General features: G+C 63.9%; 22 protein-coding genes and 2 pseudogenes. 10 read left to right on the top strand and 14 right to left on the bottom strand.

The window, feature by feature from the left end; translation table 11 throughout:
* Positions 1-13: 13 nt before the first annotated feature.
* The 3 genes from coaE to ACUXVA_RS06285 form a co-directional block, all read right to left on the bottom strand.
* Positions 14-613 carry a dephospho-CoA kinase gene (gene coaE / locus ACUXVA_RS06295; protein ID WP_265081060.1) on the bottom strand — a complete coding sequence of 200 codons (600 nt, stop codon included), beginning with the start codon at positions 611-613 and terminating at the stop codon, positions 14-16.
* A gap of 208 nt (positions 614-821) precedes the next feature.
* Entirely contained in the window at positions 822-1,430 is a 609-nt protein-coding gene (locus tag ACUXVA_RS06290) for a Maf family protein (protein WP_445491311.1), read from the bottom strand.
* A complete protein-coding gene (locus ACUXVA_RS06285) occupies positions 1,427-2,266 on the bottom strand; it encodes a pyruvate, water dikinase regulatory protein (RefSeq protein WP_265083909.1) in 840 nt (279 codons plus the stop codon). The genes ACUXVA_RS06290 and ACUXVA_RS06285 overlap by 4 nt, the downstream gene beginning before the upstream one ends.
* Positions 2,267-2,741: 475 nt before the next feature.
* On the opposite strand from ACUXVA_RS06285, the gene hemJ reads away from it, so the two are divergent.
* The 4 genes and pseudogenes from hemJ (at position 2,742) to mnmG (ending at position 8,432) form a co-directional block, all read left to right on the top strand.
* On the top strand, positions 2,742-3,164 hold the full coding sequence (gene hemJ, locus ACUXVA_RS06280; protein ID WP_265081062.1) for a protoporphyrinogen oxidase HemJ: 423 nt from the start codon (positions 2,742-2,744) through the stop codon (positions 3,162-3,164).
* A gap of 274 nt (positions 3,165-3,438) precedes the next feature.
* A pseudogene (rho, locus tag ACUXVA_RS06275) lies at positions 3,439-4,705 on the top strand (transcription termination factor Rho).
* Positions 4,706-4,960: 255 nt separating this feature from the next.
* Positions 4,961-6,319 (top strand): tRNA uridine-5-carboxymethylaminomethyl(34) synthesis GTPase MnmE, encoded by a 1,359-nt coding sequence (gene mnmE, locus ACUXVA_RS06270; protein WP_445491309.1) that lies wholly within the window; start codon positions 4,961-4,963, stop codon positions 6,317-6,319.
* 241 nt (positions 6,320-6,560) lie between these two features.
* The gene (mnmG, locus tag ACUXVA_RS06265; RefSeq protein ID WP_445491307.1) at positions 6,561-8,432 is read left to right on the top strand and encodes a tRNA uridine-5-carboxymethylaminomethyl(34) synthesis enzyme MnmG; all 1,872 of its coding nucleotides are present in this window, start codon (positions 6,561-6,563) and stop codon (positions 8,430-8,432) included.
* Between the two features lie 24 nt (positions 8,433-8,456).
* On the opposite strand, the gene ACUXVA_RS06260 is transcribed toward mnmG, so the two are convergent.
* Together ACUXVA_RS06260 and ACUXVA_RS06255 are read right to left on the bottom strand one after the other, a co-directional pair.
* Positions 8,457-8,798, bottom strand: a complete 342-nt coding sequence (locus ACUXVA_RS06260; RefSeq protein WP_265081065.1) for an MmcQ/YjbR family DNA-binding protein — start codon at positions 8,796-8,798, stop codon at positions 8,457-8,459.
* Between the two features lie 63 nt (positions 8,799-8,861).
* Complete coding sequence (locus ACUXVA_RS06255) at positions 8,862-9,077, bottom strand: DUF4269 domain-containing protein (RefSeq protein ID WP_413776421.1); 216 nt, start codon at positions 9,075-9,077, stop codon at positions 8,862-8,864.
* Between the two features lie 140 nt (positions 9,078-9,217).
* Between ACUXVA_RS06255 and rsmG the strand changes: the two genes are divergently transcribed.
* The 3 genes from rsmG (at position 9,218) to ACUXVA_RS06240 (ending at position 11,820) form a co-directional block, all read left to right on the top strand.
* Positions 9,218-9,931: a 16S rRNA (guanine(527)-N(7))-methyltransferase RsmG gene (gene rsmG / locus ACUXVA_RS06250; protein WP_265081066.1), complete on the top strand. Its 714-nt coding sequence runs from the start codon at positions 9,218-9,220 to the stop codon at positions 9,929-9,931.
* Positions 9,928-10,782, top strand: a complete 855-nt coding sequence (locus ACUXVA_RS06245) for a ParA family protein (RefSeq protein ID WP_265081067.1) — start codon at positions 9,928-9,930, stop codon at positions 10,780-10,782. Before rsmG ends, ACUXVA_RS06245 begins: the two co-directional genes overlap by 4 nt.
* A gap of 150 nt (positions 10,783-10,932) precedes the next feature.
* Positions 10,933-11,820, top strand: coding sequence for a ParB/RepB/Spo0J family partition protein (locus ACUXVA_RS06240; RefSeq protein ID WP_265081068.1), 888 nt, complete (start codon positions 10,933-10,935; stop codon positions 11,818-11,820).
* A gap of 144 nt (positions 11,821-11,964) precedes the next feature.
* Here the strand turns inward: ACUXVA_RS06240 and holA are convergent, their stop codons facing one another.
* From holA to ACUXVA_RS06220, 4 genes and pseudogenes are all read right to left on the bottom strand, one after another.
* Positions 11,965-12,996 (bottom strand): DNA polymerase III subunit delta, encoded by a 1,032-nt coding sequence (gene holA / locus ACUXVA_RS06235; protein ID WP_265081069.1) that lies wholly within the window; start codon positions 12,994-12,996, stop codon positions 11,965-11,967.
* A gap of 96 nt (positions 12,997-13,092) precedes the next feature.
* Positions 13,093-13,647 carry a hypothetical protein gene (locus ACUXVA_RS06230; protein WP_265081070.1) on the bottom strand — a complete coding sequence of 185 codons (555 nt, stop codon included), beginning with the start codon at positions 13,645-13,647 and terminating at the stop codon, positions 13,093-13,095.
* Entirely contained in the window at positions 13,634-16,258 is a 2,625-nt protein-coding gene (leuS, locus tag ACUXVA_RS06225; protein ID WP_265081071.1) for a leucine--tRNA ligase, read from the bottom strand. The genes ACUXVA_RS06230 and leuS overlap by 14 nt, the downstream gene beginning before the upstream one ends.
* Before the next feature lie 133 nt (positions 16,259-16,391).
* Positions 16,392-18,088, bottom strand: a pseudogene (locus ACUXVA_RS06220) (diguanylate cyclase domain-containing protein).
* Between the two features lie 126 nt (positions 18,089-18,214).
* Between ACUXVA_RS06220 and ACUXVA_RS06215 the strand changes: the two are divergent.
* Complete coding sequence (locus ACUXVA_RS06215) at positions 18,215-18,892, top strand: YggS family pyridoxal phosphate-dependent enzyme (protein WP_265081073.1); 678 nt, start codon at positions 18,215-18,217, stop codon at positions 18,890-18,892.
* Here the strand turns inward: ACUXVA_RS06215 and ACUXVA_RS06210 are convergent.
* Positions 18,889-19,455: a L,D-transpeptidase family protein gene (locus tag ACUXVA_RS06210; protein WP_265081074.1), complete on the bottom strand. Its 567-nt coding sequence runs from the start codon at positions 19,453-19,455 to the stop codon at positions 18,889-18,891. The two genes, ACUXVA_RS06215 and ACUXVA_RS06210, sit on opposite strands and share 4 nt — an antisense overlap.
* A 191-nt stretch (positions 19,456-19,646) precedes the next feature.
* Between ACUXVA_RS06210 and ACUXVA_RS06205 the strand changes: the two genes are divergently transcribed.
* Together ACUXVA_RS06205 and ACUXVA_RS06200 are read left to right on the top strand one after the other, a co-directional pair.
* On the top strand, positions 19,647-20,333 hold the full coding sequence (locus tag ACUXVA_RS06205) for a response regulator transcription factor (protein ID WP_265081075.1): 687 nt from the start codon (positions 19,647-19,649) through the stop codon (positions 20,331-20,333).
* Between the two features lie 129 nt (positions 20,334-20,462).
* Complete coding sequence (locus ACUXVA_RS06200; RefSeq protein WP_265081076.1) at positions 20,463-20,912, top strand: cyclic nucleotide-binding domain-containing protein; 450 nt, start codon at positions 20,463-20,465, stop codon at positions 20,910-20,912.
* 51 nt (positions 20,913-20,963) lie between these two features.
* Here the strand turns inward: ACUXVA_RS06200 and ACUXVA_RS06195 are convergent, their stop codons facing one another.
* From ACUXVA_RS06195 to ACUXVA_RS06180, 4 genes are all read right to left on the bottom strand, one after another.
* On the bottom strand, positions 20,964-21,779 hold the full coding sequence (locus tag ACUXVA_RS06195; RefSeq protein ID WP_445491299.1) for an exodeoxyribonuclease III: 816 nt from the start codon (positions 21,777-21,779) through the stop codon (positions 20,964-20,966).
* A gap of 147 nt (positions 21,780-21,926) precedes the next feature.
* Positions 21,927-22,778, bottom strand: a complete 852-nt coding sequence (locus ACUXVA_RS06190) for an outer membrane lipoprotein carrier protein LolA (RefSeq protein ID WP_265081078.1) — start codon at positions 22,776-22,778, stop codon at positions 21,927-21,929.
* Positions 22,779-22,960: 182 nt separating this feature from the next.
* Complete coding sequence (locus ACUXVA_RS06185) at positions 22,961-25,438, bottom strand: DNA translocase FtsK (protein WP_445491297.1); 2,478 nt, start codon at positions 25,436-25,438, stop codon at positions 22,961-22,963.
* Positions 25,435-26,694 carry an aminotransferase class I/II-fold pyridoxal phosphate-dependent enzyme gene (locus tag ACUXVA_RS06180; RefSeq protein WP_445491295.1) on the bottom strand — a complete coding sequence of 420 codons (1,260 nt, stop codon included), beginning with the start codon at positions 26,692-26,694 and terminating at the stop codon, positions 25,435-25,437. Before ACUXVA_RS06180 ends, ACUXVA_RS06185 begins: the two co-directional genes overlap by 4 nt.
* Positions 26,695-26,902: the final 208 nt, after the last annotated feature.

Genomic DNA, 26,902 nt, shown 5'->3' with positions numbered 1-26,902 from the left:
GCCGGTTATCGAATCAGGGTCGCCGTCGCGGCATCCTAGCAGCCTGATCGAGAATTTCACGGATCCGCAGCCGCACCGGCTCCAGCCCATGCGAGGTATCCACCACGAAATCGGCACGCTTGCGCTTTTCAACGTCGGGAAGTTGCCGAGCCAGGATGGCATCTAGCGCCTGCTCCGACATGGTGCCGCGCGCAAGAATGCGGTGGCGCTGCTGTTCGGCGTCGGTAGTCACCACCACGACGGCGTCGACGCGCTTCTCGCCGCCGGTCTCGAACAGCAAGGGCACATCGACCACGGCCACCGGCGCACCGCCGCGCTCGGCATCGTCGAGAAACTTCTTGTGGTAGGCGCCGAGCATGGGATGCACGAGCTGCTCCAGCCGCTTCATCGCCGCCTCATTGCCGACCACCTGCGCGGACAGTTTCGCGCGATCGACCTTGCCGTCCACCGTGGTGCCGGGAAACGCCGCCTCGACGGCCGGGGCGGCTTCGCCTTCGTAGATCCGATGAACCGTGGCGTCCGCGTCGTAGACCGGCACGCCGGCTTCGGCGAACAGTTTTGCGGTGGTCGATTTACCCATCCCGATGGAACCGGTGAGTCCAAGAACAATCATCTCGTTACATCCATCAATTCCGTCTGGGATGGCTCAAGTCAGTCCAGTCTGGTTCCCCGGACGCGATGCGATACCAGGCGATGCTATTGCATCGCCGCCAGTATCACTTCGCAGATCCGGGGTCCCGATTGTTGGTAAGAAATCGGGATTCCGGTTCTGCGCAACGGCATAAGGATGCCGCAGCGCGCCCGGGAAACGAAGGTGCCGACTAGATCGCAATCATCTTCTCGCCGCGCAGAAATTTCAGCAGCGGCAGCAGCGGCAGACCGAGGATGGTGAAGTGATCGCCTTCGATCAGTTCGAACAGGTGCACGCCAAGGCCTTCGACCTGGTAGGCGCCGACGCTGGTGGTGACGGCATCGCCGGCCGCGTCGAGATAGGCATCGATGGCGGCATCGTCCAGCTTGCGCATGGTCATGTGTGCCACCGAGACGCTGCTGAACAATGTCGCGCCGTCGCACGCCACCGCGATGGCCGAATGCAGCTCGTGGGTCTTGCCGGCCAGCGCCGCCAGCCGCGCGGCGGCGGCGGAGCGGCCGGCCGGCTTGCTGAACAATTCGCTGCCCAGCGCCAGGGTCTGGTCGGCACCGACCACGTAGCGACCGGGATGACGGAGGGAGACGAAGGCGGCCTTGCGTTCGGCGAGCATCGCGGCGATCTCGCCGGGCGATGTCAGTCCGGAGTCGCGCTGGATGCTGCGCTCGTCGATATCCGCGGGGATGGCCTCGAAGGCAATGCCAGCATTGCGCAGCAGCGTTTTTCGCGCGCTGCTCTGCGACGCCAGGATCAGCGGATGTTCGCCTTGCCAGATGCTCATTCGGGAAACCGCTGTCGCTGCCGGTCGGCCAGCAGCTTCATGATCGCCGCGGCGGTTTCCTCGATGGAGCGACGCGTCACCTCGAGCAGTGGCCAGCCATATTTGGCGCTGAGCCGGCGCGCGAAGGTGACTTCCTCAGTGACCGACTGGCGGTCGATATAGTCTTCATTGCCGGAATCGGCGCCGAGACTGAGCAAGCGGTTTTGCCGGATCTGGATCAGCCGCTCGGGCGTCGCATGCAGCGAGACGACCAGCGGCTTCTTCAGCACTTCCAGCTGCGGTGGAATGGGAATGCCGGGCACCAGCGGCACATTGGCGGTGCGCACGCCGCGATTGGCAAGATAGATAGATGTCGGCGTCTTCGACGTGCGCGACACGCCGACCAGAACCACGTCGGCTTCCTCGAGCCCTTCGACGTGCTGGCCGTCGTCGTGCATCATCGAATAGTTCAGCGCATCGATGCGCTTGAAATATTCCGCGTTGAGCGTGTGCTGCGCGCCGACGCGGCCGGTTGTGGATGCACCAAGATAGGCCTGGAACAGTTGCATCACCGGGCCGATGATCGACAGGCTCGGGCTGTTGATCTCCTGGCATTTCGCTTCGAGGCGGCCGACCAGATCCTTTTCCAGCAGGGTGAACAACACGATGCCGGGCGCTTCCTCGATCTCGGTCAACACCCGGTCGAGCTGCTTCTGGCTGCGCACCAGCGGATAGACGTGTTCCACCGGCGTGACGTTGGCATATTGCGCGGCAACGGCGCGCGCCACCGTGATCAGGGTCTCGCCGGTCGAATCGGAAACGAGGTGCAGATGAAAATAGCTGCCGGAGGTGGGCACCATGGAGCCTGTGTATCCTGTGAATCCCTGTGGAGCTTTTCCCGGTTTCCCGCCGGGGCGGCGAGGGATCCGGGATAACTGCCGTTTTTCTTCACAGGCCTCGTGAATGGAAAAGTCGAACGCGCTTTTCGACAATAATGGGGTTATCCGGTTTTGTCTCTGGATAAAGCCGGGATGGCGCTCGCCAAGTCCTTGAACCTCGTCATGTTATTTTGATCGAGGCGGAATCCGGCGACGGCACTGGAGATGTGCATAAGGCCGGGACAAAACGGGATGGCGTTGCGCGGGCCTAATCCACTGCTACTCAGACTCAAACCTAAGAATCTATAAGTATTGTTTTAGAAAAGGTTCGCTTGCGGATATCCCGCCGATCGGGTCTTTATCCGTCACCGCTGCAACGCTGAAATCTCGCCGAATGTTCCAGCCGCATTGATGCCATCGCAACCGTTACCGAACGATTAAGAGTTTCCTAAAAATGTACGAATGGGCCAAGGCGCTGCATGTGATCGCTGTCATCTCGTGGATGGCCGGCATGCTGTATCTGCCTAGGCTGTTCGTCTACCACTGCGAGGCAGCGGTCGGATCGCAGCAATCCGAAACCTTCAAGGTGATGGAACGCCGGCTGCTCAAGGCGATCATCAATCCGGCCATGGTCGTGACCTGGATTGTCGGGATCTACCTCGCCTGGGCCGGCCACTGGTACACCGCCGGCTGGTTCCACGGTAAACTGCTGCTGGTGCTCGCGATGTCCGGCGTGCATGGCTTTTTCACCTCGCGGGTGCGCGATTTCGCTCTCGACCGCAACACGCGAAGCCAGAAATTCTATCGGATTATCAATGAGGTACCGACGGTCCTCATGATTCTGATCGTCGTGCTGGTGATCGTCAAACCGTTTTAGCCGGGGCTGATGGCGAGGGGATCGCGAACGGCTTGCGCGACGCACGGTGATTTTATATATTGTGGGCATCCCACCCCCACGCAGGCGGATGTGATTGCGTTCCGGTTTGTTGTTGAACCGGTCGCCGCATCAGGGTTGAAGCCTCTTCGGCACCTTCCTTGCTCAAGACCTCATCTCTGAAGACCTGCGGACTTTCCTGATCTTTTCCAGCGTCCGCATTTCTTCCGGCCACCTCGCATCCCACTCCCCCCGATCTTCCACAGGACCACCCCCCATGCGGGAAATGAAACTCCAAGACCTCAAGGCCAAGACGCCAGCCGAGCTTGTCTCGTTTGCGGAAGAGCTTGGGGTCGAGAATGCCAGCACCATGCGCAAGCAGGAGCTGATGTTCGCCAGCCTCAAGCAGCTGGCGATCAAGGAAACCGACATCATCGGTGAAGGCGTCGTCGAGGTTCTCTCCGACGGCTTCGGATTCCTGCGCTCACCCGATGCCAATTACCTGCCGGGACCGGACGACATCTACGTCTCGCCGTCGCAGATACGCCGCTTCGGTCTGCGCACCGGCGACACCATCGAAGGCCATATCCGCAGCCCGAAGGAAGGCGAACGCTATTTCGCGCTGCTGAAGGTCAACACGCTGAACTTCGAGGACCCCGAGAAGTCCAAGCACAAGGTCAACTTCGATAACCTGACGCCGCTGTTCCCCGATCAGCGCTTCCGTCTTGAATTGGAAGATTCCACCCGCCGAGATCTGTCTGCCCGTGTCATCGATATCGTGGCCCCGATCGGCAAGGGCCAGCGCGCACTGATCGTCGCGCCGCCGCGCACCGGCAAGACCGTGCTGATGCAGAACATCGCGCACTCCATCACGGCCAATCACCCGGAATGCTACCTCATCGTTCTTCTGATCGATGAAAGGCCCGAGGAAGTCACCGACATGCAGCGTTCGGTGAAGGGCGAAGTCGTCTCTTCGACCTTCGACGAACCCGCGGTGCGTCACGTCCAGGTCGCCGAGATGGTGATCGAGAAGGCCAAGCGTCTGGTCGAGCATGGCCGCGACGTGGTCATCCTGCTGGATTCGATCACTCGCCTCGGCCGCGCCTACAACACCGTGGTGCCGTCGTCCGGCAAGGTGCTGACCGGCGGCGTCGACGCCAACGCGCTGCAGCGTCCGAAGCGTTTCTTCGGTGCCGCGCGAAACATCGAAGAGGGCGGCTCGCTCACCATCATCGCCACCGCGCTGGTCGATACCGGCTCGCGCATGGACGAAGTGATCTTCGAAGAGTTCAAGGGCACCGGCAACTCGGAGCTGATCCTCGACCGCAAGGTGTCCGACAAGCGCACCTTCCCGGCCATTGACATCTCGCGCTCCGGCACCCGCAAGGAAGAGCTCATCACCGATCCGCAGGCTGCTCAAGAAGATGTACGTGCTGCGCCGCATCCTCAATCCGATGGGCACCATGGACGCCATCGACTTCCTGCTCGACAAGCTCCGTAACACCAAGAACAACGCGGAATTCTTCGAGTCGATGAACACCTGAGTTTTCAGGTTTGGAATTGCGAAAGGCGTCGCTGTGAACCAGCGGCGCCTTTTTCTTTGGGCGCATTCCCGATTGTCATCGCGCGCGAAAGCGGGCGATCCAGTCAACACATACGTCGGTGTTTATCGCCAGTGCCGGCGTATACTGGGTCGCCCGGTCCAAGCGCGCTATTGCGCGCAGGCCGGGCGACGACAGCCGGTGCTGATCCCAGACAAATCACATGACGCCTCATGACGGGCATGGACAAATAGTCAAATGCATCCACGCGACCAGACCATCTTTGCTTTGTCATCGGGACGGCCGCCGACCGCCATCGCCGTTGTTCGGGTGTCCGGCCCTGAGGCCGGCCGCGTTCTGTCCGTGCTGGCCAAGAAGATTCTGCTGCCGCGGGTGGCAACCCGGGCGCTGCTGCGCGATGCCGCGGGCGACGCCATCGACGATGCCGTGACCCTGTGGTTTCCCGGCCCGGCCAGCGCCACCGGGGAGGACGTGGCCGAATTCCATATCCATGGCGGTCGCGCGGTGCTGGCGGCGCTGGTGGCGGCGCTGTCGAAGTTTCCGCATGTGCGGCCGGCCGAGGCGGGCGAGTTTACCCGACGCGCATTCGAGAACGGCAAGCTCGATCTGACGGAAGCGGAGGGGCTCGACGATCTCATCCACGCCGACACCGATAGGCAGCGGCGCCAGGCGTTGCGCCAGCTCAAGGGCCTGCTGGGCGACCGCGCGCGCGACTGGCGGCGGGAGATCATCGAGGCGGCGGCGCTGATCGAGGCCGGCATCGATTTTTCCGACGAGGGCGATGTGCCGGGCGAGCTGATCGAGCCGGCGCTGGAACGCATCCGCGTGCTGCTGCTGGACATCGAGTCCGTGCTGGCGGTGGAGGGCCGTGGCGAACGGCTGCGCGACGGCCTGGTCGTGGCGATCACCGGGCCGCCCAATGTGGGCAAGTCGACGCTGATGAATCGGCTGGCGCGGCGGGACGTGGCAATCGTCTCGCCGCACGCCGGCACCACCCGCGACGTGATCGAGGTGCATCTCGATCTCGGCGGCTACCCGGTGACCGTGATCGACACCGCAGGCATCCGCGAGGCGATCGATGCGGTGGAGCAGGAGGGTGTGCGCCGGGCCCGGATGCGGGCCGCCGATGCCGACCTTCGGCTTTGGCTGGTTGACGCCAAGGCCGAGGTGGACGGCGCCGACGGGGAAGCCGGGCTGCGCGACTGGATGGAAGAGGGGCAGGACGGGTTCTGGGTGGTGCGGAACAAGGTCGATGAGATCGGCGTGTCGGCGCCTGCGGTGTCGCCGTCGGGCTGGCCTTGCTTCGCCATCTCGGCGGCGAATGGCGCTGGGGTACCGGAACTGATGGAGGCGTTGGCGCAGTTCGCGTCGCTGCATTTTGCCGAGGAGTCGTCGCTGATCACCCGGTCCAGGCATCGCGAATTGCTGCGGCAGACCGCGGATGCGCTGGGTCGCGCCGTCGATCTGCCGGAGCAGGCGGAGCTGATGGCGGAGGATCTGCGTGTGGCCGCGCACCGGCTGGGGCAGTTGCTCGGTCGGGTCGATGTCGAAGACATCCTAGACGTGATCTTTCGCGAGTTCTGTATAGGAAAGTAGAGAAGGAATATTTTGTATTTTTTTCTTATAGATTTGAATTTTAATTCACTTAATTGTTTCACGTGAAACGAGTGGCTGGCTCAAGTTCCGTCCGTCCGTGCCTGAGCGCACGATCTCATCCCGGAGATATCTGCCTCTGACGAGACACGGATGGGATGCCCCCCTCGGCCGTCTGTTTCACGTGAAACACCGCCTCGATTTCCACTTTCCGCATTTCCTGTCCCGCGCTAGAACGCGCGCCATGCACAGCTCATTCGACGTCATTGTCATCGGGGGAGGCCACGCCGGCTGCGAAGCCGCAGCTGCGTCGGCGCGCATGGGCGCACGCACAGCCCTGGTGACGCATCGCTTTGCCACCATCGGTGCGATGTCATGCAACCCGGCCATTGGCGGACTCGGCAAGGGCCATCTGGTCCGCGAGGTCGACGCGCTGGACGGGCTGATGGGCCGCGTCGCCGACCAGGCTGGCATCCAGTTTCGCATGCTCAATCGGCGCAAGGGTCCGGCGGTGCGCGGCCCGCGCGCCCAGATCGACCGCAAGCTCTATGCGGCCGCGATGCAGGCCGCGATCGTCGCCACTGACAATCTCAGCGTCATCGAAGGCGAAGCCGACGACCTGATCGTCGCCGATGGCCGCGTCACCGGCATCCGCCTGGCCGATGGCCGCGAGCTTGCCGCCGGCGCCGTGGTCATCACCACCGGCACCTTTTTGCGCGGCCTGATCCATCTCGGTGAACGCAACTGGCCCGCCGGCCGGGTCGACGAAGCCCCGGCGCTCGGCCTGTCCGTGTCCTTCGAGCGCGCCGGCTTCACGCTTGGCCGTCTCAAGACGGGCACCCCGCCGCGGCTCGATGGCGCCACCATCGACTGGTCGGCGGTGGAGATGCAGCCCGGCGACGATCCCCCCGAGCCGTTCTCGGTGCTGACCGATCGCATCACCATCCCGCAGATCCAGTGCGGCATTACCCGCACCATGCCGGCGACCCACGACGTGATCCGCGCCAACGTCCACCGCTCGCCGATGTATTCCGGCCAGATCAAGAGCAGCGGCCCGCGCTATTGCCCGTCCATTGAGGACAAGATCGTCCGCTTCGGCGATCGCGACGGCCACCAGATCTTTCTGGAACCTGAAGGGCTCGACGACACTACCGTCTATCCCAACGGCATTTCTACTTCGCTGCCGGAAGAGGTGCGGCTGGCGATTCTGGCCACCATCCCCGGGCTGGAAAAGGTCCGGATGGTCAGGCCGGGCTATGCCATCGAGTACGACCATGTCGATCCGCGGGAGCTGGATCCGACACTGGAGACCAAGCGGCTCCGTGGCCTGTTCCTGGCCGGGCAGATCAACGGCACCACCGGCTATGAAGAGGCCGCTGCCCAAGGTCTGGTGGCAGGCCTCAACGCGGCGCTGTCGGCCAGCAGCGGCGAGATGGTCGTGTTCGACCGCGCCGATGGCTATCTCGGGGTGATGATCGACGATCTAGTGACGCGGGGGATCACCGAGCCCTATCGCATGTTCACCTCGCGGGCCGAATACCGCCTGACTCTGCGCGCCGACAATGCCGACCAGCGCCTGACCGACACCGGCATCGCGCTCGGTTGCGTCGGTTCCGCGCGGGCGATCCGCCACTCCGCCAAGATGGAGGCGCTAAATGGGGCGAAGGCGCTGGCGCAAGCGCTGACAATCACCCCCAATGAGGCGAGCAAGCATGGCCTGTCACTGAAGCACGATGGGGTGCGCCGCTCGGCCTTTGAACTACTGGCCTATCCCGACGTCGGCTGGGATGAGGTGCGCGCGATCTGGCCGGAATTATCGGCCATTGACCCAGCCATCGCGACCCATCTGGAGATCGACGCCAAATACGACGTCTATCTGAAGCGGCAGACCGCCGATGTGGATGCTTTTCGCCGTGACGAGGGCCTGATCCTCACCGATATCGACTACGACGCGGTGCCGGGACTCTCCAACGAAGCCCGCAACAAGCTCGGCAAGGCCCGGCCGCGCACGGTGGGGCAGGCGGGTCGCATCGACGGCATGACGCCGGCGGCGCTGGGCATTCTGGCGGCGTATCTGCGGCGGGAGTCGCGGAAAGCGAAGACTGGATTGGCCTGACTCTGTTTCACGTGAAACAGATTGTCAGGATCGTGGGCGAGAAGCCCTCATGCGGGGCGCCGGGAGGGCGTGACGCCAGGCCATCTCCAACGCATCTGCCAAGTCGGCTTCGTTGAGTTCAGCCAGGATCCCGACCGTCCATCCCTGCAAGCCCCAGGCATTCGCGACCGGAGCGAATGCCCTGGATAGGATGGCGCATTTGAGCGCCTGTTCGTCCGGCGAGAACTTGAAATTGGCGCTCAGCCCGTCCGCGGCGAGGGTCGCGAAGGTGCGCTTCACCTTGAAAGCGGTCCGATCGAAGTGCGGGGCGGCGCTGACGCCGTCAAGGGCGAGAGCCAGCCGTCGTAATGTTGTGCCGTCACTCATGATGCCTCGCGTCCGGGCTCTGCTGTCGACCGCTGGGGAAGCCACGCTTCACGAGGAGGTCGATCAACTGGTCGTCGGGATAGTGAAACAGTGCGCTGACGAGACAGTAGGGGTCGCTCGAGAGGCCCAAAGCCATCGCGAAAGCGGGTTCGGTATAACGTCGACGATCGCGTGCGGGTCCTTCGCATGACAGACGATGTCGATGTCGCTATCGGGGCGGTCGATGCCAAGCGGCAACGTGCCGACCACGTGCGGATCGAACAGCGCAAGGATCCGCATGATGTCGAGGCGCTGGACGGCTGCCTAATAGGGGACGCGAACAGACATCGGTCTTTGCTGGCGGTTGAATGGTGCAAACTGATGGCGAAGATGGCGGGGGAGGGCTATGACAGGGCCTCACCAGCAGTCAGACAACTTCGATGGCCCAACGCTCCCAACCCACCCCCGCCAATGCTCCGTCGCCGATCTCGCGCAGCGACCGCGCGGCGGCACTCAAGCTCACCCCTGTTTCACGTGAAACGGAGGCGCGTCTCGACGCCTATGTCGATCTCCTCGTGCAGTGGCAGGCCAAGACCAATCTGATCGCGCCATCGACGCTGCCGACGCTGTGGACCCGGCATATCTCCGACTCGCTGCAGCTACTGAAGCTGGCGCCCGGGGCGAAGGTCTGGCTCGACTTCGGCAGCGGCGGCGGCTTTCCCGGCGTGGTGCTGGCCTGTGCCATGGGCGACGTCGCAGGCGGACATGTCCACCTCGTCGAGCGCAATGCCAAGAAGGCGGCGTTCCTGCGCGAAGCACTACGTGTGACGCAAGCCCCCGGCACGATTCATCTCGCCGACATTGGGGATAACGTGGATAGGTTCCCACAGGCTGTCGATTGCATCACTGCCCGTGCCGTCGCTCCGCTACACCAGCTTATCGGTTATGCGGAACCCCTGATGAAACCGGGTACAAAGGCCTTATTTCTCAAGGGTCAAGATGTAGATACAGAATTGACCGAAGCTACTAAATATTGGAATATAAGCCCACGCCTGCACCCCAGCCTCACCGGCGGACATGGCTGGATTGTCGAGCTCGACAGCATCGAGCGGCAGGCCCAGTCCGCCCCGGCACAACATGGCACACGCGCATGACCGTCATTGATGAACATTATCAGGATGTTAGCGAGAAGGCCGCGCTCGGCCATCCGCGCATCATCGCGCTTGCCAACCAGAAGGGCGGCGTCGGCAAGACAACCACAGCGATCAATCTCGGCACGGCACTCGCTGCCATCGGCGAGCGCGTACTGATCGTCGATCTCGATCCGCAGGGCAACGCCTCGACCGGCCTCGGCATCGATCGCCGCAACCGCAATTGCTCCACCTATGACGTCCTGATCGGCGAAGCGCCGCTGCGCGACGCCATTGTCGTCACCGCGGTGCCGCGTCTGCACATTGCGGCGTCCACCATGGATCTGTCCGGCCTTGAGCTCGAACTAGGCTCGACCAAGGACCGCGCCTTCCGCTTGCGCGATGCCATCGCCTTGCTCAACACCAACGTCTCGCCGGACTCCGACTACACCTATGTGCTGATCGACTGCCCGCCGTCGCTGAATCTTCTGACCGTGAATGCGATGGCCGCCTCGGATGCCATTCTGGTGCCGCTGCAGTGCGAGTTCTTCGCGCTCGAAGGTCTGTCGCAATTGCTGCAGACGGTGGAGCAGGTGCGCTCCACGCTGAATCCCAACCTGTCGATCCACGGCATCGTGCTCACCATGTTCGACTCGCGCAACAACCTGTCCAACCAGGTCGTCGCCGACGTGCGCCAGTTCATGGGCAAGAAGGTCTACGACACCATGATCCCGCGCAACGTGCGCATCTCGGAAGCGCCGTCCTACGGCAAGCCGGTGCTGGTCTACGATCTGAAGTGCGCCGGCTCCGAAGCCTATCTCAAGCTCGCCACCGAAGTGATCCAGCGCGAGCGCGAGCTGCGCACCGCGCATTGAGCCACTTTCGTAGATTGGGTAGAGCGTAGCGAAACCCAACAGCTGCATCGTGGGTATCGATGGGTTTCGCTGCGCTCTACCCATCCTACGACGACACCAAGTTCAAGCGTCTAACGCGGAGTATCGCGAGTGAGTCCCAGGGAGATGACGATGGCCGATGAAGCGCGTTCGCGACTGGGCCGGGGCCTTGCAAGTCTGATCGGCGATGTGGGCGGCGAGGCCGCGCACATGGAGCGGCCGCGCGCGCAGCGCAAGGTGCCGATCGAATTCCTCAAGGCCAATCCGCGCAATCCGCGGCGGCATTTTTCCGATGCCGAACTCGGCGAACTATCCGACTCAATCAAGCAGCACGGCGTGATCCAGCCGATCGTGGTGCGCGCGGTGAAGGGCACCAACGACCGCTTCGAGATCATCGCCGGCGAGCGCCGCTGGCGCGCGTCGCAGATCGCCGGCCTGCATGAAGTGCCGATTGTGCCGATCGACGTGACCGATTCCGAGGCGATGGAAATCGCCATCATCGAAAACGTGCAGCGCGAAAACCTCAACGCGATGGAAGAGGCGCAGGGCTATCACGCGCTCGCCGCCGAGTTCAAACGCAGCCAGGAGGACATCGCCAAGATCGTCGGCAAGAGCCGCAGCCATGTCGCCAACATGATGCGGCTGACCAAGCTGCCCGATGACGTGCAGGCGCTGATCGCGACGGGGCAACTGTCCAACGGTCACGCGCGCGCGCTGATCAGCCTGCCGGATCCGTCGGCGGCGGCCAAGCGTATCGTCGCCGAAGGCCTGAACGTGCGGCAGACCGAAGCACTGGCCCATGAAGAGGGCGTGCCCGAGCGCAAGCCGCAGAAGCCGCGTGGCGGTGCTGCCAAGGTCGCCAAGGACGCCGATATGGTCGCATTGGAAAAACGTCTCAGCGACGCGGTCGGTTTGAAAGTCTCCGTCGACCACCGTGATCCCGGTGGCGTGGTGCAGATCAAGTACCGCGACCTCGACCAGCTCGATGAGATCATCAAGAAGCTGGAAACGGATTTGTAGCTCGGCACACCACACTCAGCCGTCATCCTGAGGAGCGCGCTCTTGCGCGCCTCGAAGGATGGGCTGCAAGCGCCGGCGCTCGTGACCGCATCCTTCGAGGCTCGCCCTGCGGGCGAGCGCCTCAGGATGACGGTGGTGGAGTATCTACGAACCCCTTCGCCTCGCATTAACTGCAATCGACATCAGCGCGCGCTGGGCGATCACGGCGCCTAGCGTGTTCTGCTTGCGGACGTCGAGGGCGGCCACGGCGAGCTGCTCGATGATCGCCACCAGCCGCTGCGGCGTGAAGTTGCGCAAGGCGGCCTCGACCACACCCTTCCTTGAAAAGTGCAATCGTGGAAAGCCGCTCTCCACCACCTGCGAGGGCGAGGCGCCGTCCTGCACCGCGAGGCTGGCCTTGTGCAGCAGCGCCGCCTGGCGCTGCGCGGCCATCATGATCATGCCGGGATAGGTGCCTGCGATCATCGCCTTGGTGAATTCGGTCTCGACCACCGTGGCGTTGCCGGCGAAGGCGCCGTCGACGATCGGATCTATCTTGAGCTCGGAGGCGTCGGCAACTACCGCCATCACGTCGTCGAGGGTGACTTCGTTCTGGCCGTGGGCATACAGCACCAGCTTGCGTAACTCGTTGCGCGAGGCCTGGCGGTCGCCGCCAAGCAGCGCCATCAGCGACGCGCGTGCGTCCGCCGCGATGCGCAGGTTCGACAGCCGCAACTCGTCATCGATCAGCTTGGCGAGATCGCGTTCGGTGTCGGGATAGCAGGCGATGGCCACCGCGCTCTTCGAGCGCTCGCAGGCCTTGCGCAGCGGTGACTCCGGGCGCAACTCGCCGGCTTCGATAACGATGCGGCAATCGTTCAGCGCGGTGTCCGCGAGTGTATCGATCGCGCCGGCGAAACTCTTGGAGCCGGCGCGAATCCGGATGGCGCGGCGGCCGCCGAACAGCGGCACCGTCATGGCTTCCTCGACCAGGCGCGACGGCTCGGCGGCGAGCGCATCGCCGTCCATCCGCACCAGGGCAAAGGGATCCTTGGGATCGTCAACCGCGGAAGCGATCAGCGCATCGGCGCGCTCACGCACCAGGCCGGCATCGGCGCCATAGAGCAGGATGACCGGGCGCCCGGCATCAGGCCGGGCCAGAAAAGCGTCGATGTCTCGTCCACGCAGCGCGACCATCAGCAGTATCCGTCGGACAGGTTGAGCATCTTTACGAAACCCACCGCGGGCATTGCGTCTGACGGGTTTCGCAACAGCTCAACCCATCACACGAGGTCAGGTGCCGGCGAAGAAGAATGCGGCCAGCCGGGTGTTGATGTTCTCGGCGACCTCGTTGGCGCCACGGTCCTCGGCGTCGCGGAAGGCGCGCGCACGGGCGAAGCGCTGCAGGCCGCCGGGAATGTCGTAGGTGATGCGCGAGAAGGTGTTGCCGGTCAGGACCTGCTTGCCGGTGGCGATCTCGATCAGCCCGTAGCTGACATCGAGGCCGTAATTCTCACTGGTCGGCAGGGCGGTCGCCGGATCGACGATCAGCGAGGTGCGGCTCGACGACAGACGCAGGATCAGGCGATGTGTCGGCGGTGCGCCGGCGGCGTCGCCGTACATCTTGAACATCAGGTCGTTGCGAACCTGGATGCCGACGCGCTGATAGGGCGATCCGGTCGGCAGCACCAGCGGCGGCACTTCGACGCCGGCCAGCTTTTCGCGCACACCGACGCCGCCGGCCACACTGTGCTCGCCGTACAGCGGCTGGAAACAGCCTGCGGTCAGCGCGCCCAGCACGACGACGACCATCAGCCTGGCGGCGATGCGGAGTTTAGCCGACGACATTGACGATCCTCTGCGGAACAATAATGATCTTGCGCACGGGTTTACCGTCCAGGGCTTGTTTTACCGTATCGAGTGCCAAAACGGCAGCCTCAATTTCCGGGTTCTGCGCGTCCCTGGCCACCACGACCTCGCCGCGCTTCTTGCCGTTGACCTGCACCGGCAGGGTGATGGTGTCTTCAACCAGCAAATTGGGCTCGATTTGCGGCCACGACGCCTCGGAAATCATGCCGCTCTGCCCGAGCACGGTCCAGCACTCCTCGGCCAGATGCGGCATCATCGGCGCAAACAGTTGCACAAGAATGACCGCGGCCTCGTTCAGTGCCCAGCACATGTCGGGCGAGGGCGTGCCCGGCCGGGCCAGCGCCTCGCCGAGCGCGTTGGAGAACTCGCGGATATGGGCGAGACAGACGTTGAAATGCAGCTTCTCGATTTCGCTCGAGACCTTGGCAAGGGCGCCATGGGCGGACTTGCGCACCGCCAGCGCTTCGGCGCCGAACTCGGCGGGTCGGGCTGATGGCGCCGACTTGCCGTGCTCGGCCGAATCGTTGACCTGGCGCCACAGCCGCTGCACGAAGCGCGAGGCACCCTTGACGCCTTCCTCGCTCCAGATCACGTCGCGGTCCGGCGGCGAATCCGACAGCATGAACCAGCGCGCAGTATCGGCGCCGTAGGTGCCGATGATGTCGTCGGGATCGACGGTGTTGCGCTTGGACTTCGACATCTTCTCGATGGCGCCGATCGCCACCTCGGAGCCGTCGTCGAGCATGGTCGCGCGGCGACCGTCGCCATCGGGAACGATGCTGATTTCGGCGGGCGAGGCGAAGGTGCCGTCGGCCTTCCTGTAGGTCTCGTGCACCACCATGCCCTGGGTGAACATGCCGGCGAACGGCTCATCGAGGCCGATATGGCCGGTGGCCTTCATCGCCCGCGTGAAGAAGCGGCTGTACAGCAGATGCAGGATCGCGTGTTCGACGCCGCCGATATACTGGTCGACCGGCATCATCCGGTTCGCCACGTCAGGTGTGGTCGGCGCGTTCTCGTTCCATGGATCGGTGAAGCGCGCGAAGTACCAGGACGAATCCACGAAGGTGTCCATGGTGTCGGTTTCGCGCTGCGCCTTGCCGCCGCATTGCGGGCAGGCGACGTGCTTCCAGGTCGGGTGATGGTCGAGGGCATTGCCGGGCTTGTCGAAGGTAACGTCGTCCGGCAGCACCACCGGCAACTCCTTGTCGGGCACCGGAACGACGCCGCAGACTTCGCAGTGGATTACCGGAATCGGGCAGCCCCAGTAACGCTGGCGCGAGATGCCCCAGTCGCGCAGGCGGAAATTGACCTTGCGCTCGCCAACCGGCGCGTTGCCGCGCATCTCGCCTTCGAGTCGCTTGGCCACTTCCGCCTTGGCTTCGTCGATGGTCATGCCGTCGAGGAACCGCGAATTGATCATGCGGCCGTCGCCGTCATAGGCGATGTCGGTGATGATGAAGGTCGCGGGATCCTGTCCCTCGGGGCAGACCACAGGCGTGTTGCCGAGGCCGTATTTGTTGACGAAGTCGAGGTCGCGCTGGTCATGCGCGGGGCAGCCGAAGATGGCGCCGGTGCCGTATTCCATCAGCACGAAGTTGGCGACGTAAACCGGAATCGTCCATGTCGGGTCGAACGGATGGATCGCCCGGATGCCGGTATCGAATCCCTGCTTCTCGGCGGTGTCGATGATTTCCTGCGCGGTGCCCTGACGCTTGGTCTCGGCAATGAACGCCGCAAGCTCGGGGTTCTTCACGCCGGCCGCCAGCGCCAGCGGATGATCCGCTGCCATCGCCATGAACTTGGCGCCGAACAGCGTGTCCGGTCGCGTCGTGAAGACCTTCAGCTCGCTTTCGCCATTGGGCGCGGTTGCCGCATCCAGCGCGAAACGCACCAGCATGCCCTCGGAGCGGCCGATCCAGTTGCGCTGCATCAGCCGCACCTTGTCCGGCCAGCGGTCGAGATTGTCCAACGCGTCGAGCAGCTCCTGCGAGTACTTCGTGATCTTGAAGACCCACTGATTCATTTCGCGCTGCTCGACCACGGCGCCGGAACGCCAGCCGCGGCCGTCGATCACCTGCTCGTTGGCGAGCACGGTCATGTCGACCGGGTCCCAGTTGATCTTGCGCTGCTCGCGCTCGGCGAGCCCGGCCTTCATGAAATCGAGAAACATCTTCTGCTGATGTTTGTAGTAGCTGGGATCGCAGGTGGCGAATTCACGCGACCAGTCGAGCGACAGACCCATGGTCTGCAGCTGCTTCTTCATCGAAGCGATATTGTCGTAGGTCCAGGCTTTCGGCGCGACCTTACGTTCGATCGCCGCGTTTTCGGCGGGCAGGCCGAAGGCGTCCCAGCCCATCGGATGCAGCACGTTCTTGCCCTGGGCGCGCTGGAAGCGGGCCACCACGTCGCCCATGGTGTAGTTGCGGACGTGGCCCATGTGGATGCGGCCCGACGGATACGGGAACATTTCGAGCACGTAATATTTCGGCCTGACGTCGTCGTTCTTCGTGGCGAAGATCGCCTTGTCGTCCCACTGGCGTTGCCAGCGCGGCTCGGTCTCGCGGGCGTTGTAGCGTTCACTGGTCATCTGGATTCGGCAGTCCGTCCCAAGGCTTAAGGCCGGGGACTAGGCCATGAAAGCCGATGCGGGGTCAATGGTTTGGCGGCGCCGTCGTACCGGGTTCGCTCCGGCGTTGCCCCCGCGCCGCGAACGGCAGGGCTCACCCGGCCAGCGCCACCGAGGTCTCGAACGCCCGGACAAAGCCGTGTTCGACCACGTTGTTGCGGCCGCGCCGCTTGGCTGCGTAGAGCGAGGCGTCGGCAGCCTCAATCAGGTCCTTCGCCCCCGAAAGCCTGGCCGGCACCGCCGATGCCACGCCGATGCTGACAGTCACGTGCTGATAGGCGCTGGTGGCGTGGGGAATCGCCAGGCTCCAGACCGCAGCCCGCACCATTTCGCCGATGTTCACCGCCCGTGCGGTGTCGGTATTGGGCAGCAGCAGGCAGAATTCCTCGCCGCCGTAGCGGCCGCCAAATCCCGACACCTGGGTCGCGATGGCGCCGAGCGCCTCACCGAGGCGGGCAAGGCAGGCATCGCCCTCGGGATGGCCATAGGTGTCGTTGAACAGCTTGAAATGGTCGACGTCGATCATCAGCAGGGCCAGATCGTCGCCGGACTGCTGGGCCTTCAGCCATTCGAAATCGAGCCGGCTCTGGAATCCGCGCCGATTGGCGAGGCCGGACAGCATGTCGATGGAGGCGATCACCGTGAGTTGCTCGTTGGTGGCGCGCAATTCGCGTTCCCGGCCCCGCAACTGGGCGGCCATGCCGTAAAATGCCCGGGCGAGGGGGTGAATTCCGCGGGCAGGCTGGCGCGGGCGACCCGGGCCGACCAGTCGCCCCGGCCGAAGCGCTTGGCCATGGTCTCCATCAGGTGAATCGGCTGGATGATGAGCCGCTCCGCCACCACCAGCGCGCCCAGCAGGACAAACAGACAAACAAAGCCCAGCTGCAGATATGCGGTGCGAATGTCACGGTCGGCCGTTGCCGCCACAATGGACTCGTCGATGCTGACGATCAACCGCGCACTGCTGCCGGGAAGGGTGGCATAGGACACCGCTTGCTCGCTGCCGTCATCAGCCTTGACGCTGAGCGATCCTGCGATGCGATTGACATTCGCGGTCTTGGCCATGATGGCGGCCAGAATCTCCGGATCGTCCATCTTGCGCCCGATCTTGCTCGCCTGGTCGGACGGCGCTGCAAGCACGACCCCGGTGCCATCAACCAGCACCGCCGAGACCCCGGGCCGGCCGCCCAGATTGTTCATCAGCTTGGACATCCAGCCGAGATTGATGGTCGCGATGATCACCGCATCATCGCCATTGTCCATGCCCGGCGCGAGATAGGCTGCAACCACCGATGGCGCGTTCGTTGTACGGCCAAACAGGTAATCACTTACCACGAAATCGCCGGATGCCAGCGCGCGCTGGAAGTAGGGGCGGTCGCTGTAGTTAATTCCCTGCTCGACCATTTCGGACCAGGTCGAGCACATCGCCCTGCCGTCCTTGCCTGCCACCGTCAGGCTGCGAATCCAGGGCATGTCACCGCGCAGGCTGGCGCGCATAATGGCGCAGCTGCGGTTCACCTGGCCCGCGGACGTATAGATAAAGGCCGACGATTTCAGCACCGCCTCAACCGAGGAGAGCACTTCGCGTTGGGCGTCGGCGCTGTGTTGGGCCACGCTGGCGAAATCGCGCTTTGCCTGCTCGACCTGACTGGTTCGGATCTGGTGAAGCGAACGAATGCGTTCGACCATCAGCGGGCCAACCAGGATCAACGCGAACAGCACCAGCCGCGCACGAATGCCAAGCAGCGCCTTGATTTGCGCTTTCTTGCGGTTGATACGGATGCGTGACATCGTCGACCCCTGAGCCCCGCGTACCAAAGTAAGGTAAAGAGTTCAAAAAGCCTTTCTCTGATTCGCTAAAATTGAACCTACCTGCGGAAAGTTCGCGCTTTGGTTGAAATTCATGCGCCGCAGCCCATGTCCTCGTTAACGTCTCCTTCACCACGCGAGGCGCTCGCTGCGGTCGAATACGACGTGTTCAGGGCCTGCAACGAGGCACGCCGCGAACGCGCGTCGGTGACCGTGATCGCGGTTTCCAAGACCTTCGAAGCCGATGCGATTACGCCGGTGATCGAGGCTGGTCAGCGCGTATTCGGCGAGAACCGGGTGCAGGAAGCCAAGGGTAAATGGCCGGCGCTGATCTCCGCGCAACCGGACATCAGGCTGCACCTGATAGGGCCGTTGCAATCCAACAAGGCGAAGGAAGCCGTGGCGCTGTTCGATGCAATCCACTCGGTGGATCGCCCCAGCATTTGCGAAGCCCTCAGCAAGGAAATGGCGCTGCAGAACCGCGCACCGGAACTGTTCGTCCAGCTCAATACTGGCGAAGAGCCGCAGAAAGCCGGCATCGCGCCGAGCGACGCCGACGCTTTTATCGCGCGGTGCCGCGACGGCTATGGATTGCAGATCGCCGGGCTGATGTGCATCCCGCCGGTCGACGATGCCCCGGCACCGCATTTCGCGCTCACGGCCAAGATCGCCGCGCGTAACGGATTGACCGGGCTGTCGATGGGTATGAGCGCCGACTTCGCCATCGCCATCCAGTTCGGCGCAACCCATGTGCGGATCGGCTCGGCGATTTTCGGCAAGCGCTAGCGAATATCGATCCGCGTCTTCGGACCGATCCGGGCGAGCAGGCGCAACATCGCCGGCCTGGTCATCGAGACGCAGCCGGCGGTGGGGCCGAAATTGTCGCGTGCGAGGTGCAGGAAAACGGCGCTGCCGCGGCCGGCGACGCGCGGCCTTACGTTGTGATCGATCTCGATAATGAAGTCATAGAGGTGATCGTCGCGCCGCAGTCGGTCGCCGCCCCCGTTGTCCAGCCGCACCGCCTGGTTGTAGTGCCGGCTGGCCGGATCCTCGCACCAGCCGTCATAAGGACCGATGGCGCGGACCGGCAGGAAGGTGCGCGGTCGCGGATGCCGGTCGGCCCGCCACCACAGCCGCAGCGGATGAAACGTGCCACGCGGCGTGGCGCCGTCGCCCTCCCGCTTGTCCGCCTTGATTCCGCCGCGACCCAGCGCCACCGGTATGATCTGCTGATCGGCCACCAGCCAACCGCGCCGCGGATCCCCGGCCGCGGTGCGGATAATGATCGACGACAACGGGCGATCGCCCAAAATCTTCCGGTAAGTGGTTGAAACTACGAGCTTCCTCATGGGAATCGCAAACTCCGTCTTGCGCCGTTCACCGCAAATGCTCTATTTCGCGCCGCAAATGACATCGCGGCAAGAATGATCCGGATTTTGCGCTAGGATAGCCGGTGATTTCGGAGCTTGATGCGCTGTTTTGAGTGATTACCTGCATTTCTAGCGAATTCTCGCACCGCCGCCGTCCAAAGGATTCAAGAATGCCCAACGCTCGCAAGATCCTGATCGTGGACGACGATACCGACCTGCGCGACGCCCTGGTCGAGCAACTGTCGCTGCACGAGGAATTCGAAGCGTCGGCGGTGGATACGGGGGCCAAGGGCGCACATGCGGCCAAGACCAATTCGCCCGATCTGGTGCTGATGGATGTCGGTCTGCCCGACACGGATGGTCGTGAAGTCGTGCGTTCGCTGCGCAAGGGCGGCTTCAAGGCGCCGATCATAATGCTGACCGGGCACGACACCGATTCCGACACCATCCTCGGCCTCGAATCCGGCGCGAATGACTACGTCGCCAAGCCGTTCCGTTTCGCCGTGCTGCTGGCGCGGATTCGCGCCCAGCTGCGCCAGCACGAAGCCAGCGAGGACGCCGTGTTCACGGTCGGTCCCTACAGCTTCCGGCCCGGCTCCAAGATGCTCACCGGAGCCAATGCCAAGAAGGTGCGGCTGACCGAGAAGGAAACCGCGATCCTGCGCTTCCTGTATCGGGCCGGCCAGTTGCCGGTGTCGCGCGAGACGCTGTTGCAGGAAGTCTGGGGCTACAACTCCGGCGTCACCACCCACACGCTGGAAACCCATATCTATCGGCTGCGCCAGAAGATCGAGAAGGACGCCGCCAACCCCGAAATCCTGGTGACGGAAGCCGGTGGCTACAAGCTGGTCCCGTGATACGATTCGGGCGTCGATTCGCTCATTTTCCCACGAGTCGCATGAACGTCCGCCACGGCGCGCAGGTGCCGGCGGACCGTGCGGCAACGGATCGGCATCCGTTCATGCGTCGCAGTCAACCGGTCCTGCATGTCGATCGATGATGATGTTGCCCTGCTCGAGCGCGTCCCGACATTGCGCCTGTTGGGCAACGCGGCCTTGCGCGTGCTGGCGATCGGCTCGGAGCAGCAGGAGTTTTCGCGCGGCTCGGTGCTGTTTCGCCTCGGCGACGAGGCCGATTGCGGTTACGTCGTGCAGCGCGGTTCGTTTCGCGTTAGCCTCGATGACGGAAGCGATCACGAGGTAATTGCCGGACCGGGCACGCTGATCGGCGAGCTCGCACTCGTCGTCGCCATGCAGCGGCCATCGACCGCCGTCGCGCTGGAGTACGCCGTTGTGATCCGCATCGCGCGCAGCATGTTTCAGCGCGTGCTCGACAGCGATCCCGCCGCGGCGCGTCGCCTGCGCGACGAGGTCGCGACCCGCGTCAGCCAGCTTGCCAGCGATGTCATGCTGGTCGGGTCAAAGCTGAGTTTGTAGTTCGCTGCGCTTTTCCCTCTCCCGTAAGCGGGAGAGGTGAAGTGAAGCGCACTACAATTCCAGTACCGTCGTCACCGGCACGTGGTCGGACGGCCGTTCCCGGCTGCGCGCATCGCGCGTCACGGTGAAATCGCGGATCATGTCCTTCATGGCCGACGATACCCAGATGTGATCGAGCCGGCGGCCGCGGTTGGCGGAGGTCCAGTCGGCGGCGCGATAGCTCCACCAGGTGTAGATCTTTTCGGTCATCGGGATGCGTTCGCGCGCGACGTCGATCCAGCCGCCCTCGCTCTGCACCGCCAGCAACTTCTCGCATTCGATCGGCGTATGCGACACGATCTTGAGCAACTGCTTGTGCGACCAGACGTCGTGCTCGTGCGGTGCCACGTTGAGGTCCCCGACCAGGATGTGGCGCGCATCGCCGCGTGGATGCAGCGGCTCGCAGGCTCTCATCTCGTCGAGGAACTGCAGCTTGTGCGCAAACTTCGGATTGAGTTCGGGATCGGGAATATCGCCGCCGGCAGGCACGTAGAAATTATGCAGGATCAGCGGGACCGACATGCCCGCTTTCTCGCCGAACGCCACGGAAATGTGACGCGAATCGACATTGTTGCAGAACACCCGGACGTCGCTGGACTCGAACGGCAGCTTAGAGACGACGGCGACCCCGTGATAACCCTTCTGGCCGTGGATCGCGATGTGCTCGTAGCCGAGCTGCTTCAGTCGCTTCAGCGGAAAGGCATCGTCGGGCGTCTTGGTTTCCTGCAGGCACAGGACGTCGGGCTGCACCTCCTCGAGAAATTTAGCGACGAGGTCGATGCGCAACCGCACCGAATTGATGTTCCAGGTGGTCAGTTTGAAGTGCATGGGAAGATCGTTCTCTCACTTCCCTCTCCCCTTGCGGGAGAGGGTGGATCGACCGCTCTAGCGAAGCTTTGCTTCGCACGGGCGGTCGAGACGGGTGAGGAGTACAGCAGGCGTCGAGCCCGGGAAACCCTTATCCGGGTCAGAGAGCTAGTTGTTGCCGTTGCCGGTGGGATATTTGGTGAAGTCGATCTTGAACATGCCGGGATCCGGCTTCTTCGTGGTGTCGAGGTTGTAGATCGCCACCGTGGTGTCATAGCCCTGCGGATCGGTGACGGTCCATTGCTTGAGCTGGCCGTCCTTGGTGCCGATCATCAGCATCAGGCGGGAAGTGCCCACCAGCGCATTCTTCTCCTCGATCGTCACCGAGGTGTAGAGATCGTCGCCGGTGATCGCGACGACATTGGTATCGCGCAGCAGGTCGATGCGGTCGGACAAGAGATAACGCAGCGGGGTCTGCGACAGCGGATAGATGTCCTGCGTCGCCAGCTTGGTGTCCCGCACCGCCAGCGACGAGCCGTCGGCGATCATGGCGATCGGGGTCGGAGGGTCATATTCGAAGCGCACCTTGCCGGGCTTCTGGATATAGAAATCGCCCTTGGTCTTGCTGCCGTCGGGCCCCACCTGGACGAAGTTCCCGACCAGCGTGCTGAGCGACGATAGATAGGCGCTGACTTTGGCGGCCTGGGCCTTCTGGGTGGCGTCGAACGTCGTGAAGATGCTCGCCGGCACGTTGCGGCGCGGATCGGGGATCACCGGATTGGGTGCCGCCGCCGCGGTCGTACCGGTGTTGATGACCGGCTGTCGCGGCGAGGTCTCGGACGCAGACAGCACGATATTACCGCCGCGCCCCTTGGGCGCCGGCCTCGGTAACGGAATCGCCTGCGCAAAGGCCGCGGGAACCAGCAGGCCGACGCCAAATGCAACGGCCAGCGCAGCCGCGCCGAAACGCAGCCCATGGAGCGAAAGCCGGTGTCCGGCGAGATGGGTCGCGCGTCTCATCAAGGCGTGGTCCTGTTCGGCAACTACGGCGCTTTTTACCGCGTTTCCCGCCCCAGCGGGTAACGCTTTACGCGCGCGGGACCGCAACACTGCGTCCGCGGTCGCAACGGCTGGCGCTAACCCGGCGCTGTGGCGATTTCGCGTCGCGGCGCGGGGATTGTCGATCTGGGCGATCACCCTTGTCAAAAGCCGCTCTCTTCTTCCTCTATCAGGATCTCGCGCTTGCCGGCGTGGTTGGGCTGGCCCACGATGCCTTCGTTCTCCATCCGCTCCATCAGCGAGGCCGCCTTGTTGTAGCCGATCTGCAGTCGGCGCTGGATGTAGCTGGTCGAGGCCTTGCGGTCGCGCTTGACGATCGCCACCGCCTGCGAGAACAGGTCGCCGCCGCCATCGGCACCCATGCCGGTGGCGTCGAACACCGCGCCATCCTCGCCCTCGGCCGGCTCTTCCGCGGTGACCGCCTCGAGATATTCCGGCTGGCCCTGGCTCTTGAGATGGCGCACCACCTTCTCGACTTCCTCGTCGGACACGAACGGGCCGTGGACGCGGCTGATGCGTCCGCCGCCGGCCATGTACAGCATGTCGCCGCGGCCGAGCGGCTGCTCGGCGCCCATCTCGCCGAGGATGGTGCGGCTGTCGATCTTCGACGTGACCTGGAAGGAGATGCGGGTCGGGAAGTTGGCCTTGATGGTGCCGGTGATGACGTCCACCGACGGCCGCTGCGTTGCCAGGATGACGTGCAGGCCGGCGGCGCGCGCCATCTGGGCGAGACGCTGTACCGCGCCTTCGATGTCCTTGCCGGCGACCATCATCAGGTCGGCCATTTCGTCGACGATGATGACGATATAGGGCAACGGCTCGAGATCGAGCTTCTCTTCCTCGTAGATCGCCTTGCCGGTCTCCTTGTCGAAACCGGTATGAACGGTACGGCTGAGTTCTTCGCCCTTGCCCTTGGCTTCGAGCAGGCGCGCATTGTAGCCGTCGATATTGCGGACGCCGAGCTTGGCCATGCGCTTGTAGCGCTCTTCCATCTCGCGCACCGCCCACTTCAGGGCGACCACGGCTTTCTTGGGATCGGTCACGACCGGCGTCAGCAGATGCGGGATGCCGTCATAGACCGACAGTTCGAGCATCTTGGGATCGACCATGATCAGGCGGCACTGGTCCGGCCGCAGCCGGTACACCAGGCTGAGGATCATGGTGTTGATGGCGACGGATTTACCCGAACCGGTGGTGCCGGCGATCAGCATGTGCGGCGTGCGTGCAAGATCGATGATGATCGAATCGCCGCCGATGTTCTTGCCGAGGCACAGCGGCAGCTTGATGCTGCCGTCATTGGTGTCCTTCACCGTCAGCAGTTCGCGCAGATAGACGTTTTCACGGTGCGCGTTCGGCAGCTCGATGCCGATGGCATTGCGGCCGGGCACCACGGCGACACGCGCGGACAAGGCGCTCATGGAGCGCGCGATATCGTCGGCGAGGCCGATGACACGCGACGACTTGATACCAGGCGCGGGCTCGAGTTCGTAAAGCGTGACGACCGGGCCTGGATGCGCCTTGACGATTTCGCCGCGCACGCCGAAGTCGCTCAGCACGACTTCGAGCGCACGTGAATTGGCTTCCAGCTCCGCCTTGCTGAGCGGCTGCCGATCGGCTGCGCGGGGCGCCGTCAGCACGTTGACGGAGGGGAGTTCGAATGTGCCGCCGGATTTGCGCTTCGGCTCTTGGGCCGGCTTCTTGCGCGGCGTGCTGGCGACAGGCGCCGGCTCTTCGTCGTCCACGTCCTCGTCGTCATCCATCGCTTCGTCGTCGATGTCGTCGTCGTCGTCGCGACTCTGCGGCGCAATCGGCGGGCTCGAGCGGCGGCCGCCGAGATTGGGCTCCTGGCGCTCGAACGATGCGCGGCCCTTCTCCGGCGCACTTGCGACCATCAGACCGTAGATCGTCGACAGCAGGCGTCCGAGCCGCGCCTTGGCACTCATGGCGGCGTGCACGACCCAGCCCAGTGACACCGAACCGCGGTCGTTGTCTTCGTGTTCGAATGGCGCGTCATCGTCCTCGATCTCGGCGAATTCTTCTTCCTTCTGCTTTGCGCCGAGGCCGCAGGCGATCAGGAACGTCGCCGTCATCGCCGTGCACAGGATGATGCCCAACACGAAGCGATAGATGAAGCCGACCGGACCGAACACCACCGCAGGCGCGCGAAACAGCGCGTCGCCGACCACGCCGCCGACGCCGGTGGGCAGCGGCCACGATCCGCCGTGTTGCCAGCAACTGGCGAAACCCGAGGCGAGGATGGTGCAGAGGACCCAGCAGCCGATGCGCAGCGCCTCGCGATCGAAATGGCGGTGCGTCATCATCCGCCAGCCCCAAACCGCGATCGGCAGGATCAGCATGATGGCGCCAAGGCCGAGAATCTGCATCAGCAGATCGGCGCCGATGGCGCCGGGATAGCCGACGATATTACGGATTGCGCGAGAGGTGGCGTGGCTGAAGCTCGGATCCTGCACCGACCAGGTCATCAGCGCCGCAGCGGCGACGCCGGCGACGCCGATCAGGCCGAGACCCGCGAGTTCGCGCAGCCGTCGCGCCAGCATTTCGCGAATCGATGCGGGCAGCTGTCCGACCAGGGGAATGACGCGTTCGATCGTGGTGCTCATGGAGTCGTGCTCTTGACGCCCTGCGATGAATCCAGAATTTCGACCAGCCGGTGCAATGCCTCGGCGGTCGTATCACTGTCCTGCACCAGGGCCAGACGAATATAGCCGGCGCCGGGATTGCTGCCGTCAGGTTGCTGCCGCGCCAGGTAGCTTCCGGGCACGACCCGCACGCCGCCCTCGCGATAGAGCTTCAATGTCGCCGCTTCGTCGCCGCCATGCGCGGAAACGTCGAGCCACAGGCAGAAGCCTCCGGCCGGGCGCTTGTAGCCGAAACGGTTGCCGAGGATCTGGTCGGCGAGATCGAACTTTTGCCGATACAGCCGGCGGTTTTCCTCGACATGCGTCTCGTCGTTGTAAGCCGCGACCGCGACGTGCTGCAGCGGCACGGGCACCTGAGGTGCCGCGACGTTGCGTAGCTCGTGAAATGCGCTGAGAAACTTCCTGTCGCCGGCCACGAAGCCGATCCGCATGCCCGGCAGGTTGGAGCGTTTCGACAACGACTGGAACGCGACCACGTTGGCGAAGTCCGGCCCGGCGGATTCCAGCATGCTGCCGGGGGCCTCCCGGGTGTAGATCTCTGAATAGCATTCGTCGGACAGCACGATGAAGCCGTAACGCAGAGCCAATTTGTGCAGGCGTGCAAAATAGGCTGGCGTGGCCACCGCGCCCTGCGGATTGGCGGGTGACGCGATGTACATTGCCACCGTGCGCGACAGGGTCGCCTCATCAAGCGCGTCGAGGTCGGGCAGGAAACCGTTGGCCAATGTGGTCGGCAGGAAGATCGCCTCGCAGCCCGCGGTGCGCGCGCCGGCGCCATAGGCGGGATAGAACGGATTCGGCAGCAGGATCGCCGGCGTGCCCTTGCGGGGGCCGACGTAACGTGCGGCGGCGACGGCGGCGAGGAACAGGCCTTCGCGGCTGCCGTTCAGCACGAGCAGTTCGGTTTCCGGATCGAGCGGCCGCGGCAGTGCGAAACGCTTCCCCATCCAGGTCGCGGCGGCCCGGCGAAACGGCTCGATGCCCTTGGCGGCGGGATAGCGGCCGAATTCGGCGACGTGCTGCGCCAGCACGGGACCGACGAAATCCGGCACCGGATGCTGCGGTTCGCCCAGCGACAGCGTGATCAGCGGCTTGCCGGGCTGGTACGGTGCCAACAGCTCGGTCAGCCGGGCGAATGGCGAACGTTCGCCCTCCGCAGCGGCCGCGCTCAAGCTGCCGACGCCTGGCGCCGCATGGGAAGAAGCCGACATTGTCATCTGTAAAGCGCCAGCACTTTCGGAACCATCGACCACTCGCGATCGACCAAAACAGGATCAAATCACCATAGATACGGCGAGGTTAAGACGCGATTAACCATCGACGGCCCGCGTCGCAAATGGCCGGGTTCCAGGGGCCGATGTGGCGGCAGCGGTGGGCCCCAAAGGTGAAGGGCCCCAGCTTGCGCTGGAGCCCTTCGACGGGTGG

The sequence above is a fragment of the Rhodopseudomonas sp. RCAM05734 genome (genome assembly GCF_052658035.1).
Note: the sequence above shows the minus strand (reverse complement) of the source record. Positions and strands in the feature narration are given on the sequence as shown.